Source organism: Mesorhizobium sp. M0019 (genome assembly GCF_040323975.1).
Classification (GTDB): domain Bacteria; phylum Pseudomonadota; class Alphaproteobacteria; order Rhizobiales; family Rhizobiaceae; genus Mesorhizobium.
The window spans coordinates 143,743-159,364 of record NZ_JAMYVK010000010.1; the positions used below are offsets into that span (position 1 = coordinate 143,743).

Genomic DNA, 15,622 nt, shown 5'->3' on the forward strand with positions numbered 1-15,622 from the left:
AACAGTCCGTCGGTTTGGGCAAAATATTCGGCTCATTTGCTGGTCCTCGCCTGCTCGATCAGTTTCTTCATCGTTGCGAGGTCGGTCGCGCCGGGGAAAATCTGCTCGCCAACGACGAAGCTTGGCGTTCCGCTGATCTTCAGCGCCTGGGCAAGTTGCGTATTCCGGTCGATCGACGCCTGGATATCGGGCTGCTGCATGTCGGTCTTCAGTTTAGCCACATCGAGACCGACGTCGGCAGCCACCTTCAGCACGACCGCTTCGGTCACCCGCGTCTTCACCGCATACAAGGCCTTGTGGAACGCCATGTATTTGCCCTGGCGCACTGCGGCGAGAGCCGCCTTGGAAGCAAATACGGAATCCGTGCTGAGGATCGGGAATTCCTTGTAGACGATCTTGAGCTGCGGATCGTCGGCCATTGCTTGCGCCATGATCGGCGCAACCTGCCGGCAATAGGGGCAGTTGTAGTCGAAGAACTCGACCATGGTGACGTCGCCTTCGGCGTTGCCGCCGACCGGGCTCGCCGGGTCCCGGAAAATCTCGTCCGCCTTGTCCGTCAAAGCGGCTTTCGCCTCTTTTGCGGCAGCCTCGCGCTGGCGGGCGTCGAGGCTCTGCAGCGACTGCACGAGCACCTCGGGATGCGCAAGAATGTAGTCGTGAATGCGCTGGTCGAACTGGTCCTGGGACATCTCGCCCGCGGCGATCGCCTGATTGTGGAGACCGAGCGCGAGCCAGATCGTCGCGCCGGCCAGCATGACGGCACGGGCCATTTTGCCGACGGCTCCGCTCAATGGATTGGACTTGTGGGTCACAGGGTTCTCCTTCCCTCTGTTTCGCCGGACCGCCGGCACGTGCAAATGATGCCTCAGAACATGCCCTTGATTTTCGCCCACCATCCCGTTTCCTGCTCATGGTGCGGGCGCTCGACATTGTTGGTAAGCGCATTGACGAATGTGACGAGATTGACCGACGCGAAATCCAGGCCATGGAAATTCGCCCGCCAGCGGCCCTCCTTGTCGATCACATGGGTGATGGTGCCGTGCATCTGATAACCATCATCCGTCAGCGTGAACTTGTGGCCGAAGGCCTCCGCCAGTCTGCGGGTCGCATCCTCCGGCTGATCCTCCATCGTGGTCAGGAACAGCCAATTGACGGGATCGAGCCCGTGCGCCGGCCCGTATTTGCTGAGCACGTCCGGCGTGTCCCTGGTCGGGTCGGTGGTGATGGTCACAAAGCTGACCCGGTCCTTCATCGGCGTGCCGTTCACCATTTTCTGGATCTCGGCGATCTTCTCGGCATGAAGGGGGCACACATCCGGGCACGACGTGTAGATGAAGTGGAGGACGACCACCTTGCCGCGCAGATCGGCCGTCCGCACGACACGCCCGTCGGCGGTGCGCAGCGTGAAATCAGGCGCCGGCTTGTCGATCGGCTGGAAATATTTCTCGTCGGCCTCAAGCGTGGCGTCGATTTCGTCGAGCGAGTGGGCTTGCGCCTGATACGAAAAGCCCGCGGTCAGCGCCGCAATGGCAATTACGCTTAGCAGCAAGCACCTCCATTCGTTCAAAGCCGATGCAACGCAGCGAGCCTTTAGCCCGAACATATCTGTCCCTTCTCACTTGGCGGCGATGCGGCTGCGGATGAAGTCGACCATGTCGGGGGCGTCCCATTCGGCCGGCCCAATCAGCCGGCCGATCTCCTTGCCGTCGCGGTCGACCAGCAGGGTTGCCGGAAGGCCGACGGTGCCGATGGCGAACATGGCCTTGCCCGAGACGTCGATGTTGAGGGCGAGGTGCTTGATGCCGATGTCGGCGAAGAACTTCTTCACAATCTCAGGACCGGCGCGGTCCATGGACAGCGCGACGACCTCGAAATCCGGACCGCCGAGTTTGGCCTGTAGGCGATCGAGCGTCGGCATCTCCTTGCGGCAGGGCGCGCACCATGTCGCCCAGACGTTGAGCAGCACGACCTTGCCGTGGAAATCCGCAAGCATTTTCGGCTTGCCATTGCCGTCCTCGAAGCTGATTTCCGGCACGGGGACGGGCGCCTCGTGAACGGCAAAGTTCTGCGGCGGCTCAGCGGTTGATACCGGCCACGAAAACGCCAGCAGCATGCCAACCAGGACCATGGCTAGTTTGCTCACAATGTCCTCACTCGGTCGCGTAGACGGTGGGCGCGTTGCCGTCCTTGGTGAAGGCGTAGACGACGAAGGGGCCTTGCTTCTCACCACCCATGCCTGGGGCGCCGGCCGGCATGCCGGCGAGCGTTATGCCGGTGATGGCAGGGCGCTCGGTCAAAAGCTTCTTGACGATCTCGACCGGCACCAGGCCATCGACGATATAGCCGTCGACCATCAGCGTGTGGCAGCCTTCGAGGTCGGCCGGCACGCCGGCATCGCTGCTGATCTGGGAGAGATTGTTGACCGGCTTGATGTCGACCTTGAAGCCGTTGTGCTCGAGATAGTTGGCGTAGGACTCGCAGCAGCTGCATTGCGGGTTCTTGTACATGACGGCGTTGATCGTTGCGGCGAAGGCGGGCAGCGGCGTTGCGATCAGCAGGGACAGTGCGGCAAGGCGGTAGGTCAGTTTCATTGCAGTTCTCCTTGGTTGGATAAAAAGTTTCAGGTCACGCGAAACGCCGTCATCAGGCCGGCCATCTGGTGATCGGCGACATGGCAGTGCAGCATCCAGTCGCCCGGATTGTCGGCGACGAAGGCGCATTCGATCGTATCCTTGGGGGCGAGCAGCACCGTGTCCTGCCATTGCCGGTGCGGCACCGGCGAGCCGTTGCGCGAGATGACCGACAGGCTGAAGCCGTGGACATGCATCGGGTGCCACCAGGCGGTTTCGTTGCGCATGGTGAGATGGCAGGTCACATCGCGTTTCAGCGTGAACTGCGGCGCCATGCCGGCATGGCCGTCGCCGGTCATCGACATGCCGTTGATCGCCCAGGCCGCACCGCCGTTCATGCCCATCATCCCCATGCCCATCATGCCGCCGACGCCCTTGAGCTTGCCGCCGCCCATCATGCCGCCCTGCAGGACGATCTCCTGGCGCTCGGCGCCAGCGAGGTCGGGCTGGGGCAAGGGGTTGCGCGGCAGGCCGACAGGCGTGTCGAGCGGATGGGTTCTCAGCGGCGGCGCTGCGTCATAGGCCAGCGTGGTCAGCGTATAGGCGAGGCCGTCGTAGAAATCGTCGATCACCGCGTGGCGGCTGCCGGGATGGCCCTGCATGTCGAGCACGATGTCGATGCGCATGGCGGGCGCCAGCACCAGGCGACCGCCCTCCGGTTCATGCGGATCGCAGGGCTGGCCGTCGATGGCGACGACGACCGGACGGTGGCCTTCGAAGCGCAGCGCCATCATGCGGGCAAGCGAGGCATTGGCGAGCCGCAGCCTGACGCGCTCGCCGGCCTTCACGCTCCGATCGCCTGGCCCCGTGCCGTTGACGGTGACGACATTGCCGACGCGGCCCGACATCGACGCATCCATGGCACTGCCGAAGCCGCCGGCGATCTGCCCATCGGCCGCAAGCCGCCAGTCCTGCAGCAGCCACAGAATGTCACGGTCGACGGCGACCGGCTCGACCTCCTCGACGATGAGGGGGCCGGCAAGGCCACGGCCGAGCTGGACCAGGCTGTTGGCGTGCGGGTGATACCAGAAGGTGCCGGCATCGGGCGGGGTGAATTCATAGATGAAATTTTCACCTGGCCTGATCGGCTTCTGCGTCAGGCCGGGCACGCCATCCATGGCGTTCGGCAGCCGGATGCCATGCCAGTGAACCGTGGTGTCTTCGTCCAGTCCGTTCTCGACGATGATCCGAGCGGGCTGCCCCTGGCGTAAGCGCAGTGTCGGGCCGGGGACCGTGCCATCATAGGCCCATACCGGAGTGCGCGGACCATCAGGGCCGGCGAACCGGGCCTGGCCCGGCGCCACCCTGATCCGGTATTCGCCGGTGGCCATCGCCCGCGCAGGGCGGATCGGCACTGCGGCGGCAATGCTCGCTGTCGCAAGCAGGAATTCGCGGCGCGTTATGAACGGATTTGAAACGGAATTCACTTTTGTGACCCTTGCGGTAACCGACGGCGAACGTCGCGACGTCGATTGAATTGCCACCGCGCCCGCTGCGCAGTACGCGCAACCGGGCGATCAAACGCCGCTAGTCAGCCGTGGAACGGCAGAAACGGCGTCAGACGAGAGCGCTGGGTCTTGGAGGGAATGGCTCGGGCAGCAGACTTCGCCCGTGCAGGAACGGGGCGGTAAGCGCCGACGGCAGCTCGACCCGCGGCAGTCCCGTCACGGGGAAAGCTTCCGGCAGTACCGCCAGAACCGGTGCGACACAGGTCGGCGCACATTGCATCGGTTTGTCATTGCCGGCCGAGCCCTTGAGGCAAGCGTTGCAGTCACCGTCCCTGGCATCGGCCATCTTGGCCATGTCGGCGTCGGTGGTGCCGGTATCCGCGGCCATGGTCATGCGGCCGTCGACTGCCATCCTGGCCGACATGACGGCAGCTTGAGCGGCGGACAGGCTGAACCCGGCGGTCACGACGACCGCGAGGAGCATGACCAGGAGGTGTTTTGGTGACAGGCGTGCCATCATCCGCTCAGGTTGACCGTAAAGTGCGGCTTTTGCAAGCTCCGGATGCCGCGACATCGGGGCTGACGCGAGCTCTGCTCTGGCAAATCAATGGTGAGGATGCTCGCATTTATCGTGATCCGCCAGCACCTCGATGACACGGCATTCGCAGACTTTTCCGTGCCGGCAGCCTTCGACCATATGCTCCAGCTCGGCTTTCAATGCTGTAAGGCTGCGTATCCGCTGAACCACGTCGGCCAGACGCGCCTGGGCAATGGCGTCGGCGGTCGCACAAGGCTGGCTGGGATTATCCTGCAGCGTCAGCAGCGCCCTGATGGCTTCGATCTCGAACCCCAACTCGCGCGCGTGCCTGATGAAGGCGAGCCGGCGCAAGTCTGCCGCTTCATAATGCCGGCGATTGGTTTCGCTGCGGGCAGGGGCAGGAAGCAACTCGATCTGCTCATAGTAGCGGATGGTTGGAACCTTCACGCCGCTGTGTCGGGCCGCTTCACCGATGGTCATACCTGCTGGCATTTTCGCTTGCTCCTCTAGTCGCTAGAGGATGTAGCGTCGCGGTCGAAGATACAAGAGGTTCACCATGGCTGCGACCAAACAACAGACCCGCTACCGCGTGGAAGGCATGGATTGCGCCGGTTGCGCCAGCAAAATCGATACGGCCGTGCGGCGGATGCCTGGTGTTCAGGACATCAACGTATCCGTTTCGGCGGGCACTCTGACGGTCACTCATGCTCCCGAAAGCAATCTCGGCGCGATCGAGAGGAAGGTCACCGGCCTCGGCTACGCCGTCGCTCCGCTGACCTCCAAGTCTGGGACGCCGGCGTCCGATCAATCCGCCGACAACCATGCCGACGGAAGGCGCAATCACGACGAGAACGTAGCGGGGTTACATGATAACGATGATGCGCCGGCGTCGGAGCTATGGTGGGACAGCGCCAAGGGCCGCCTGGCCATCGCCAGCGGAGTCGCCTTGGCCGTGGCTTTCGCGATTGATTACGCCTGGCCCGCGACCGGCCAGTGGGCCTTCATCGCCGCAATGCTGCTCGGCCTGACTCCGATCGCGCGCCGAGCGGCCATGGCCGCAGCGGCAGGCATTCCGTTCACAATCGAAATGCTGATGACTGTGGCGGCGGCCGGGGCCGTCATCATCGGTGCCGGCGAGGAAGCGGCGACGGTGGTCTTCTTGTTCCTGATCGGCGAGTTGCTCGAAGGGGTTGCGGCCGGCAACGCACGGTCCAGTATTCAAGTGCTCACGCCCCTCGTTCCCAAAACCGCGCTCGTCGAGAAAGACGGCCAGACCCGCGAGGTGCCGGCAGAAAGCCTGGCTGTGGGCGCCATCATCCTCGTGCGGCCGGGCGACCGGATTCCGGCTGACGGCGAGATCACCGAAGGCGGGAGCGCCATCGATGAATCACCCGTCTCCGGTGAAAGCGTGCCGGTGCGCAAGGACGTCGGCGACACGGTCTTTGCCGGCACTATCAACGGCGACGGCGTGCTGCGCGTCAAGGTGACGGCGACCGCCGCAGACAACACGATTGCACGCGTGATCAAGCTGGTCGAGGAGGCGCAGGAAAACAAGGCGCCGACCGAGCGCTTCATCGATCGCTTTTCGCGCTGGTACATGCCCGGCGTTGTCGCCGTCGCGGCGCTCGTGGCCACCACACCGCCGCTGCTCTTGGGCGGCGATTGGAACGAATGGATATACAAGGGGCTGGCGCTGCTGCTCATCGGCTGCCCGTGCGCGCTGGTCATTTCAGTTCCGGCGGCGATCGCGGCGTCGCTTTCGGCCGGAGCCCGGCGCGGCCTGCTGATGAAAGGTGGGGCGGTGCTGGAAGGGCTCGCGACCATCACCGCCGTGGCGCTCGACAAGACCGGCACGCTGACGCTCGGCAAGCCACAGGTCACCGATGTCGTTGCGGTGGGTGCCAGTGAACGCGACATCCTTTCGCTCGCGGCAGCGCTTGAGATCGGCTCGAGCCATCCCCTCGCTTTGGCCATCCTCCAAAGGGCCAAAGCCGGCAACATTCCCGTGCCGCCTGCCGCCGAAGCCAAAGCGATCGGCGGTAAAGGGGTTGTCGGTCGTGTCGGCGGCAAGAACCTGTTTCTGGGATCGCCAGTCGCGGCGGGCGAGATAAACCTGCTGCCAGCAGACCAGGCGGCACGCATCGTGGCATTGAACGATGAAGGCAAGTCAGTGGCGGTGCTGCTTATAGACAACGCGCTGGCCGGCTTCATTGCCATGCGCGACGAACCCCGGCCGGATGCTTTCGCCGGGCTAAAGGCGCTGACCAATGCAGGCATCAGGACAGTCATGCTAACCGGCGACAATAAGCGCACGGCGGCTGCCATCGGCAAACAGCTCGGCATCGAGGCGCGCGCCGAACTGCTCCCGGAGGACAAGCAGCGCATCCTCGGCGAGTTGAAGGGGCAGGGGCTTAGGGTAGCCAAGGTCGGCGACGGCATCAACGATGCGCCCGCACTTGCCGCCGCCGATGTCGGCATTGCCATGGGCGGCGGCACCGATGTGGCTCTTGAAACGGCTGACGCAGCGGTGCTGCATGGACGCGTCGGCGACGTTGCGGCCATGATCAGGCTGTCCCAAGCAACCATGGCCAACATCAAGCAGAACGTCACCATTGCGTTGGGCCTGAAGGCAGTGTTCCTGGTGACGACGATCGCCGGCATCACCGGCCTCTGGCCCGCCATTCTCGCGGACACCGGGGCGACGGTGCTGGTGACGGCCAATGCCATGCGGCTGTTGCGGTGGAAAAGCAGCTGGTAAGAGCGACAACGGAATCGTGTTAGGGCAGACCATGCAGCAAGCCATTGCGTCGGACGGCCTTCGCCGGGTGGTGCTTGTCGTCGCACTGCTGAACCTGGGTTATTTCGGCATTGAATTCGCCGTCGCGCTGGCGATCGGCTCGGTGTCGCTGTTCGCCGACAGCGTCGATTTTCTGGAAGATGCCTCGGTCAATCTCCTCATACTGCTCGCCATGGGATGGTCGCTGCGTGCCCGCTCGCGGGTCGGCATGGCGCTGGCGCTTATCCTGCTGGTGCCGGGCCTGGCGACGCTGTGGACCGCGTGGGAAAAGTTCAACATGCCGGTGCCGCCGCAGCCAACGGCGCTGACGCTGGCGGGATTGGGCGCTCTGGCGGTCAATCTGTCATGCGCCTACATGCTGGCGCGCTACCGCCATCACAGCGGCAGTCTTACCAGGGCGGCATTCCTCTCGGCCCGCAACGATGCGGTCGCCAATATTGCGATCATACTGGCCGGATTGGTGACGGCCTTCCTGTGGCGCTCGGCGTGGCCGGATCTGATCGTCGGCCTGGGAATCGCGGCAGTGAATGCAGATGCGGCGCGCGAGGTCTGGGAAGCAGCTCGGGAAGAGCACCGGGCCGTTTCGTGAACTCCAAAACGCTCAGCGCGCTGCCGGATTGCCAATCCGCCAATGCAGGCCCCTATACCGGCCAGCAGTCAGCCAGAAACTTGCGCGATCTCTAATAAATCGCACCCTTTCAAAGCGGGCGGAGGGAGAACCGCTCATAAATAAAAATCGGGAGGAAAACCATGAACAGCATGAGCCTCACCACACTTGGACGAAGTCGACCGGGTCGAAGCGGTGAAACGATGAACCGCTCAAGGCCACGCACGTCATCAAAAGGCCCGCGTCTCCGAAGAGGACGCGGGCCGGTTTTCGTCGGCATGCGCTAGGCAGGTATCAAGACGGCGATGCGGTGGATGCCGACCACCTTGCTGGTGTTGGCTGCCTCATCGGTCTTGCCCTTGGAGCAGGTATATACGTCACCTTCCCTAAGCTTGAATTCCTTGCCGGCTTTCTTGATCGTGAATTCACCGGCAGTAATGGTGCACACCATGTCGTTGTCCATCACCATTGGAGCGGCTGCTCCCGGTTGAAATACCACATCGACAATTGAGATGCTTTTGTAGGCGGGGATGTCGGAATTGCCGGTGCCGACCTCGACCAGTCTGACGCCGGGGGCTATCTCCTTGCCTTCCTTCGGGCCGTATTTCTTGACCTTTGCAGCAGCCGCCAGCGTGAACAAAGGCATTACCGCTGCCGCCGTCACGCCGAGCGCAATTGCAGACCTGCGATTTATGGTTTTCATCGCATCCTCCCATTTTATGTTTGGCCACGCACCAATGCGCATGACCACAACACATTAGCACACATGCAGATAATTGCAGCACGGCGTTTCGGAGCTTACGGGAGCGAAACCGACTCCCGGTCGAATGCGACCGAACAGCAAACAATTCCATGCTATGCTGGCGAGCCATCAAACGGGCGACGGGGGATAGCAATGTTGGAAACGGACAAGGTATTCGCTGGCTCAATTCCGGAAAACTACGACCGCTATATGGTGCCGTTGATTTTCGAGCCGTTCGCCGCAGATCTTGCACGACGAGCAGCGTCCTTGTCGCCAAGCGCCGTTCTGGAAACCGCCGCAGGCACCGGGGTTGTCACTCGCGGATTGGCGCCAAAACTGTCCGCCGATGCAAGCTATGTCGTAACCGACCTCAACCAGCCGATGCTCGACTACGCCGCTTCGCGGCAAGCTCCCGACGATCGCATCAAATGGCGTCAGGCGGATGCTCTGGCGCTACCGTTTGAAAATGCGGCCTTCGATCTCGTTTGTTGTCAGTTCGGCGCGATGTTCTTTCCCAACCGCTCATCTGCCTATCGCGAAGCCCGGCGAGTCCTGAAGCCCGGAGGACATTTTCTATTCAGCGTATGGGATCGCATCGAGGAGAACGTGTTTGCCGACGATGTGACGAATGCTCTCGCAAGGATTTTTCCGAACGATCCGCCGCGCTTTCTGGCACGCACGCCGCATGGCTACCACGATACGGCACTGATCCGTAGCGAGCTGGAGGACGCAGGTTTTTCCGGTGTGGTGATCGAGACGAGAGCCGAACAAAGCCGTGCCTCCTCGCCGCGCCTTCCGGCCGTTGCGTATTGCCAGGGCACTCTCCTTCGCAATGAAATCGAGGCCAGAGAGGCGGGAAAACTGGACGCTGCAACCGACTACGCCGCAGCCGCGATTGCAGACAGGCATGGCAGCGGCGAGGTTGCTGCCAAAATCCAGGCTCACATAGTGGTGGCTGTGGCCTAGGTGTTGGATATCCCGCTCCGGCACTTGGCGACATTCAGCTGCTGTGCGGCAAACATCTTGCCGCTATCCCGAATTCTCAGACGTTAACGTTCATTCGCCCGAGTGGCAGGTCGACAAGTGCCAGGTCGATAATCGCCGGTTTGACCGATCGCCGGGGCTTGATGGCGGCGGCTGCCGGCCGCAAGATTCTGGTCGGCCCGGCTTCACTTTCGCAGCCATGGCCGACTCCGCCCAGCAAGGTCTAGTCATTTCGCTTTCTTGACTCGGCCGACAAAAACGGGCAGCAAAGTCATCATTGGAGGGCAGTTTTGCCAACTATGCAGGTTTTGGAGGGCGTTTTTCGGTGTGACCGTCGCCCAATCGGCGGTCGGTAGAGGGATTGGTTAACCAACTTTGTCCATCTTTTGAATCAATCGGCAACAGACGCGAAGCGTGCTGGGGGCACCAGGCGAACTGTGAATGTCACGGCTGCGAAATCCGCTAGCCGGCATCGGCCGATTGAGAGTGGTTGAATGGCGTTTGTAAGTGCGAAAACCCGGGGTGACAGTCCTGCAACTGGATTGACTTCGATGAGGCCCGGCCTGCGCTGGGTCGCGGTTCCGGCCGTCGGCGCAGCCATTGCTTTATGGTCGGTGGCGACCTTGGCCGGACTCTATTCGATGGGAACTTCGCTCACCGCCGCTTCCAACGGTCTTCCGCAAAGCCTGCTCGCGCCGCGCACCATCGCGCTCGCCGATCCTCGCCGCAGCCTTGCAAAGGCGCAGGCCCCGACGTGGGCCGCAGCAAACGCGGCGCTGTCGGCCAAGCTGCTGCAGCATGGGTGCGATGCCAACTGCCTGCGGTCGGCGTCGAACTTCGTTCACCAGGGAAAATCGGCGCGTCTCAAGCGCAATACCGTGCCGCTTGTCGCCGATGCATCGCGGCAATCGAGCTTCGACGACGTGGTGGCCAAAGCAGGGCTGTCGCCGCAAAAGCTTGCCGCCGCCTTTGCCCGTGCCGGCTCACCCGTCATGCTCGCAAGCCTGCCGGCCGACGCCCGGTTCGCCGAGCCGGTACGCATACCCGACCCGAACGGCCCGGCGTCGGTGCGCTTCGGGCCGGCGGTGGCGGAGATCGAACGCTCGTCGCGCCTGGCACTGGCGCTGGCGAATACGTTGCCGGAGCAGATGATCGACGTGCTCCCGGCAGCCGCCGCGGCAAGCGAGCCCGCAGCTTCACAAGAGCCGCAAGAGCCTGAGGTCCAGCTGGCCTCGCTGCCGCCGCAAGACGACATGCCCGACAGCATTCCGCTGCCGACGCTGCGTCCGCGGGCGGACATTGATAAGCCGGCCGAGGCGCCGCGGGCTCAAGCGTCAAGAGATAAGGCGCCAAAAGACCAGGTGCGAAAAGATCAGGCGCAAAAGGATCAGCCATCGAAAACGGAGCCGCCCAAGGCGCAGGCCTCCAGGACCGCCAAGGCGAGCAAGGTCCAGACGGCCGACGCTCCGCCGGTCGAGACGCAACCCGGCAGCCTGTCGCCTCGCAATTCGTCACAAGCGGCAGTGCCGGCGGTGTCGGGCAAGCCGGGCAAACGGTCGAAGACGCAGGGCGGCGACATGCTGGCCTATGCCAAGCCCGACATGCCTTCCGGCGGACTCGGCGGAGCCTTCAGGAACCTGTTCACCACGCCCGGCATGGGCAGCGGCGTCGCCGTCTACGACATCTCGGCCAAGACCGTCTATATGCCCGACGGCTCGCGGCTGGAGGCACATTCGGGACTGGGCGCGATGGTCGACCAGCCACGCTACGTTCACAAGAAGAATGTCGGCCCGACGCCGCCGGATACCTACAATCTGACGATGCGCGAATCGCGCTTTCACGGTGTCGAGGCGATCCGTCTGACGCCGGCCAGCGGCAGCAACAAATATGGCCGCGACGGCCTGCTCGCCCACACCTACATGCTGCGCGGCGGGCGCGCCGAATCCAATGGCTGCGTCGTCTTCAAGGACTATGCCCGCTTCCTCGCCGCCTACAAGAAGGGCAAGATCAAGCGGCTCGTCGTGGTGCCGCGCCTGTCGAAGCCGCTGACACGCGTCGCCCAAGAGGGCCGCGGCGCGTAGATTGCTCGCGGGGCGGCGGAGAATGAAAGCCGCTCTGTAGCGTTCCTTCGCGCCCCCCTCTGTCCTGCCGGACATCTCCCCCACAAGGGGGGAGATCGGCAGTTTCCACGCTCCGCTCATTCCTGCAACGTTGGCGATTTGCGAAAACCGGCGTGATATCCAATCTCCCCACAAGTGGGGGAGATGTCCGGCAGGACAGAGGGGCCGCTGTCCAGGGCGCTGTCCCGCCGGCATCGCTGGTTTTGCCGCGTGGACTTTCCCGCCCGCTTTCCAACAGATTGTCAGCAGCCGGCCGCGAAACGGTTTTCATTCCCGGCCGAGGATATTATGACTGACCCGTAGGGGCGGCTCCAGCTTCAAACAATCACGAGGACATCATGACAATACGCGCTGTCGTCTGGGGCGAGAATATTCATGAGCGGACCAACGAGGTGGTCGCGGGCATCTATCCCGAGGGCATGCATGCGACGATCGCCAATGCACTGAAGCTCGACCCGGAGATATCAGTGTCGTGGGCGACGCTGGAGCAGCCGGAGCATGGGCTGCCGGCCGACCGTCTGGCCGAGACCGATGTCTTGCTGTGGTGGGGGCACAAGGACCATGGCGCCGTCGCCGACGAAGTGGTCGAGCGCGTGACGCGCCGCGTCTGGGAAGGCATGGGGCTGATCGTTCTCCATTCCGGCCACTTCTCGAAAATCTTCAAGAAGCTGATGGGCACGCCCTGCACGCTGAAATGGCGCGAGGCGGGCGAGCGCGAACGGCTTTGGGTGACCAGCCCCAACCACCCTATTGCTGCCGGGATCGGCGAGTATTTCGAGCTCGAGAACGAGGAGATGTATGGCGAGCAGTTCGCCGTGCCGGAGCCGCTGGAGACCGTCTTCATCTCGTGGTTCCAGGGCGGCGAAGTGTTCCGGTCGGGGCTGACCTATCGCCGCGGCGCCGGTAACATCTTCTATTTCAGGCCCGGCCACGAGACCTATCCGACCTATCACGACCCCAATGTCCAGAAGGTGCTGCGCAATGCGGTGAGATGGGCGCACAACCCGCAAGGCGCCAATCCGGCCATCCTCGATGCGCCGAACGTGCCGGTGGAAAAGGCGCTCGAGCCGATCGTCGAGCGCGGCGGAAAACTTCATTCCGCCGGCGAAGCCGGCTTCCGCTAGACGACAAATCCATGATCGAACAAGAAGATAAAGCCCTGTCCTAAGGATAAGAATCATGCGTCTGTTGATACTCGGCACCGGCTGGATGGCGGAGGAGCACGCCAGGCAGTTCGGCAAGATCGAGGGCGTCGAACTGATCGGCGCCGTCGATCTCGACCGCACGCGTGTCGACAAGTTTTCGGACATCTACGGTATCCCCAACCGCTTCGCGTCGCTGGACGAGGCGCTGGCATGGGGCAAGTTCGACGCGGTGGCGAACGTGACGCCCGATCGCATCCACCATCCGACCACCATGATGCTGATCGCGGCGGGCAAGCCGGTGCTGTGCGAGAAACCGCTGGCCGAAAATTACCAGAAAGCCAGTGAGATGGCCGATGCCGCCGAGCGGGCCGGCATCATCAACATGGTCAACCTGACCTATCGCAATGTCGCGCCGCTGCAGAGAGCGCGCGCTATGGTGCTGGCAGGCGAGATCGGCACCGTCAGGCATGTCGAGGCGTCCTATCTGCAGAGCTGGCTGATATCCAAGTTCTGGGGCGACTGGCGCACCGATCCGAAATGGCTGTGGCGGCTGTCGCGCGGCCACGGCTCCAATGGCGTACTGGGCGACGTCGGCATCCACATTCTCGATTTCGCCAGCTATGGCGCGGCGCTCGACATCGACCATGTGTTCTGCCGCCTGAGATCCTTCGACAAGGCGCCCGGCAACCGGATCGGCGAATACGAGCTCGACGCCAACGACAGCTTCACCATGGCGCTCGATTTCAGCAATGGCGCCTTCGGCGTCGTCCATGCCAGCCGCTGGGCAACCGGCCATTTGAACGAACTCCGCCTGCGCATCTACGGCGACAAGGGCGGCATCGAAGTCGTGCACAATCTGACCGGCTCGGAGCTGAAAGCCTGCATCGGCGAGGATGTCGAGAACGCCAAATGGCAAGTTCTGGACGCCGGAACGGTGCCGACCAACTACCAGCGCTTCGTCGATGCGGTCCGCAGCGGCGTCCAGGCCGAACCGTCGTTCCGCCACGCGGCCGAATTGCAGAAGGTCCTAGACCTCGCAGTCGTCTCGGATGAGAAACGGGCCGAATTGAGCACCGATACGCAGCGATATCGTTCAGGGAATCGTGAGAGGAGCCAGCCATGATCACGCGGCGCGCCGAATGTTCCTGCGCTCAGCTGTCAGCCACCTGCTCGGGCGAGCCGGTACGCGTCTCGTCTGCCATTGCCTGGCCTGCAAGCGACGCACCGGCAGCGCGTTCAGCTTCAACGCGTGGTTTGAGGAAGGTGACGTTTTTGTCCAGGGCCGCTCGGCGGAGTTCACGCGCATTGGCGACGAGGGCGGCCGCGTCATCTACAGCTTCTGCCCGGATTGCGGCACCACCGTCCATTACCGGATCGACACCCAGCCCGGTCTGACCGCCATCCCGGTGGGTGCCTTCGCGGACCCTGCGTTCCCGCCGCCCTTCCTGTCCTTCTACCACGAGAGCCGGCGCTGCCAGTGGGTCGAGGTCCGAACCGAACGTTTGGCGACGTTCGGCTGAAGCCGCTGGTCGCCTCCGGCTGACGTTTCAGGATCAAACCCAATCACTCTGAACGACCGAGTTCGACCCGGTCCGACCGTACAAGGCATTTCAGGCGACGAAGTCGATCCATCACCGTGCGTGGCTCGATCGCGCCAGAAGGCATTGTGCGTCGGCTGAGCAAGCTCCGTCACAGTTGCGCTCAAACGGGGCGCGACAAGTGCCGACCATCCAATTGATCGCTGATGGTTACTACGTGCTGGCCATGCTAGAATTCAGCGTCCTCGACGTGGTTAAAATCTGGGAATTGCGACCGGTTGACGGCGCGGGAGGTCGACGGACAAATCACGAACAGATCACAGGGAGGAAGCAATGTTTCGGACACCAGTTCATCTTGCATTCTTGACAGCGTCGATTGTTGCCCTGCCATCTTACGCGGCCACGGCCGATGACACACAGATCGCGCGCGGCGAATATCTGGTTACGATTGCCGGCTGCAGCGACTGTCACACATCCGGTTATTTCTTCGGGAAGCCCGACATGTCGCGCTTCCTTGGCGGTTCAGATGTGGGCTTCGAGATTCCTGGTCTTGGTGTCTTTGTCGCCCGTAATATCACGCCTGACAGGGAGACCGGCATCGGAAGCTGGAGCCCGGAGCAGATCGTCACCGCGATCCAGACCGGCGAACGGCCGGACGGCCGCATCCTGGCGCCGATCATGCCTTGGCGCGATTTTGCGCATCTCACCGCGGATGACGCCATGGCGATCGCGGCATTCCTCCAAAGTGTGAAGCCGGTCAGCCACCAGGTTCCCGGCCCGTTCAAACCCGGGGAAGCGGTGTCGACCTTCATGATGCGGATTATGCCGCCGGGGGAAGCCGCAGCCGCTGCAACGAAGTAGGGCGGCTTTGATCGGAATGAGATTTTTCGCCGAATAATGGGTGAATGTCCGCCTTGGAGATGGTGAGGCCGATGCCGGAACGGCAGAAATGGTGAAGGTTTTTCGATGCGGGCCGCGGCGTGACGGTGGCGGCTGGGCCTGTGTCGGCCCGCGTTGAAAAACCTCCCAAGGAGGAAGCCGCGGGGGGCTGGGTGGGGCCTATGGGGAAAGCG

General features: G+C 62.9%; 16 protein-coding genes. 8 read left to right on the top strand and 8 right to left on the bottom strand.

The features are described 5' to 3' along the window. Positions 1–32: 32 nt before the first annotated feature. From NKK47_RS10495 to NKK47_RS10525, 7 genes are all read right to left on the bottom strand, one after another. Entirely contained in the window at positions 33–812 is a 780-nt protein-coding gene (locus NKK47_RS10495) for a DsbA family protein (protein WP_031211922.1), read from the bottom strand. Between the two features lie 53 nt (positions 813–865). After that, positions 866–1,549 carry an SCO family protein gene (locus tag NKK47_RS10500; RefSeq protein ID WP_352576484.1) on the bottom strand — a complete coding sequence of 228 codons (684 nt, stop codon included), beginning with the start codon at positions 1,547–1,549 and terminating at the stop codon, positions 866–868. A gap of 66 nt (positions 1,550–1,615) precedes the next feature. Then, positions 1,616–2,143 (bottom strand): TlpA family protein disulfide reductase, encoded by a 528-nt coding sequence (locus NKK47_RS10505; RefSeq protein ID WP_352576486.1) that lies wholly within the window; start codon positions 2,141–2,143, stop codon positions 1,616–1,618. 7 nt (positions 2,144–2,150) lie between these two features. Continuing rightward, positions 2,151–2,591, bottom strand: coding sequence for a DUF411 domain-containing protein (locus NKK47_RS10510; protein WP_352576488.1), 441 nt, complete (start codon positions 2,589–2,591; stop codon positions 2,151–2,153). A 29-nt stretch (positions 2,592–2,620) separates the two neighbouring features. Then, positions 2,621–4,057: a multicopper oxidase family protein gene (locus NKK47_RS10515; protein ID WP_352576490.1), complete on the bottom strand. Its 1,437-nt coding sequence runs from the start codon at positions 4,055–4,057 to the stop codon at positions 2,621–2,623. Between the two features lie 130 nt (positions 4,058–4,187). Then, positions 4,188–4,652, bottom strand: a complete 465-nt coding sequence (locus NKK47_RS10520) for a hypothetical protein (protein WP_352576492.1) — start codon at positions 4,650–4,652, stop codon at positions 4,188–4,190. 30 nt (positions 4,653–4,682) lie between these two features. After that, positions 4,683–5,096, bottom strand: a complete 414-nt coding sequence (locus tag NKK47_RS10525; RefSeq protein ID WP_352576494.1) for a MerR family transcriptional regulator — start codon at positions 5,094–5,096, stop codon at positions 4,683–4,685. 76 nt (positions 5,097–5,172) lie between these two features. Between NKK47_RS10525 and NKK47_RS10530 the strand changes: the two genes are divergently transcribed. Beyond that, on the top strand, positions 5,173–7,374 hold the full coding sequence (locus NKK47_RS10530; protein ID WP_352576496.1) for a heavy metal translocating P-type ATPase: 2,202 nt from the start codon (positions 5,173–5,175) through the stop codon (positions 7,372–7,374). Positions 7,375–7,405: 31 nt separating this feature from the next. Then, positions 7,406–8,002 (top strand): cation efflux transmembrane domain-containing protein, encoded by a 597-nt coding sequence (locus NKK47_RS10535; protein WP_023677235.1) that lies wholly within the window; start codon positions 7,406–7,408, stop codon positions 8,000–8,002. Positions 8,003–8,303: 301 nt separating this feature from the next. On the opposite strand, the gene NKK47_RS10540 is transcribed toward NKK47_RS10535, so the two are convergent. Then, positions 8,304–8,723 carry a hypothetical protein gene (locus NKK47_RS10540; protein ID WP_352576499.1) on the bottom strand — a complete coding sequence of 140 codons (420 nt, stop codon included), beginning with the start codon at positions 8,721–8,723 and terminating at the stop codon, positions 8,304–8,306. Between the two features lie 192 nt (positions 8,724–8,915). Here NKK47_RS10540 and NKK47_RS10545 point away from each other — a divergent pair, with 192 nt between their 5' ends. The 6 genes from NKK47_RS10545 to NKK47_RS10570 all read left to right on the top strand — a co-directional run bounded on the left by NKK47_RS10545 (position 8,916) and on the right by NKK47_RS10570 (position 15,410). Further along, entirely contained in the window at positions 8,916–9,728 is an 813-nt protein-coding gene (locus NKK47_RS10545; RefSeq protein ID WP_352576501.1) for a class I SAM-dependent methyltransferase, read from the top strand. Between the two features lie 569 nt (positions 9,729–10,297). Further along, positions 10,298–11,827, top strand: coding sequence for a tlde1 domain-containing protein (locus NKK47_RS10550; protein ID WP_352576503.1), 1,530 nt, complete (start codon positions 10,298–10,300; stop codon positions 11,825–11,827). 377 nt (positions 11,828–12,204) lie between these two features. Next, complete coding sequence (locus NKK47_RS10555) at positions 12,205–12,990, top strand: ThuA domain-containing protein (RefSeq protein WP_352576505.1); 786 nt, start codon at positions 12,205–12,207, stop codon at positions 12,988–12,990. Positions 12,991–13,045: 55 nt separating this feature from the next. Next, positions 13,046–14,134: a Gfo/Idh/MocA family protein gene (locus tag NKK47_RS10560; protein ID WP_352576507.1), complete on the top strand. Its 1,089-nt coding sequence runs from the start codon at positions 13,046–13,048 to the stop codon at positions 14,132–14,134. A 16-nt stretch (positions 14,135–14,150) separates the two neighbouring features. Beyond that, positions 14,151–14,531, top strand: a complete 381-nt coding sequence (locus NKK47_RS10565; RefSeq protein ID WP_352576509.1) for a GFA family protein — start codon at positions 14,151–14,153, stop codon at positions 14,529–14,531. Between the two features lie 351 nt (positions 14,532–14,882). After that, positions 14,883–15,410 (top strand): c-type cytochrome, encoded by a 528-nt coding sequence (locus NKK47_RS10570; RefSeq protein ID WP_352576511.1) that lies wholly within the window; start codon positions 14,883–14,885, stop codon positions 15,408–15,410. The last annotated feature ends 212 nt before the right edge of the window (positions 15,411–15,622 follow it).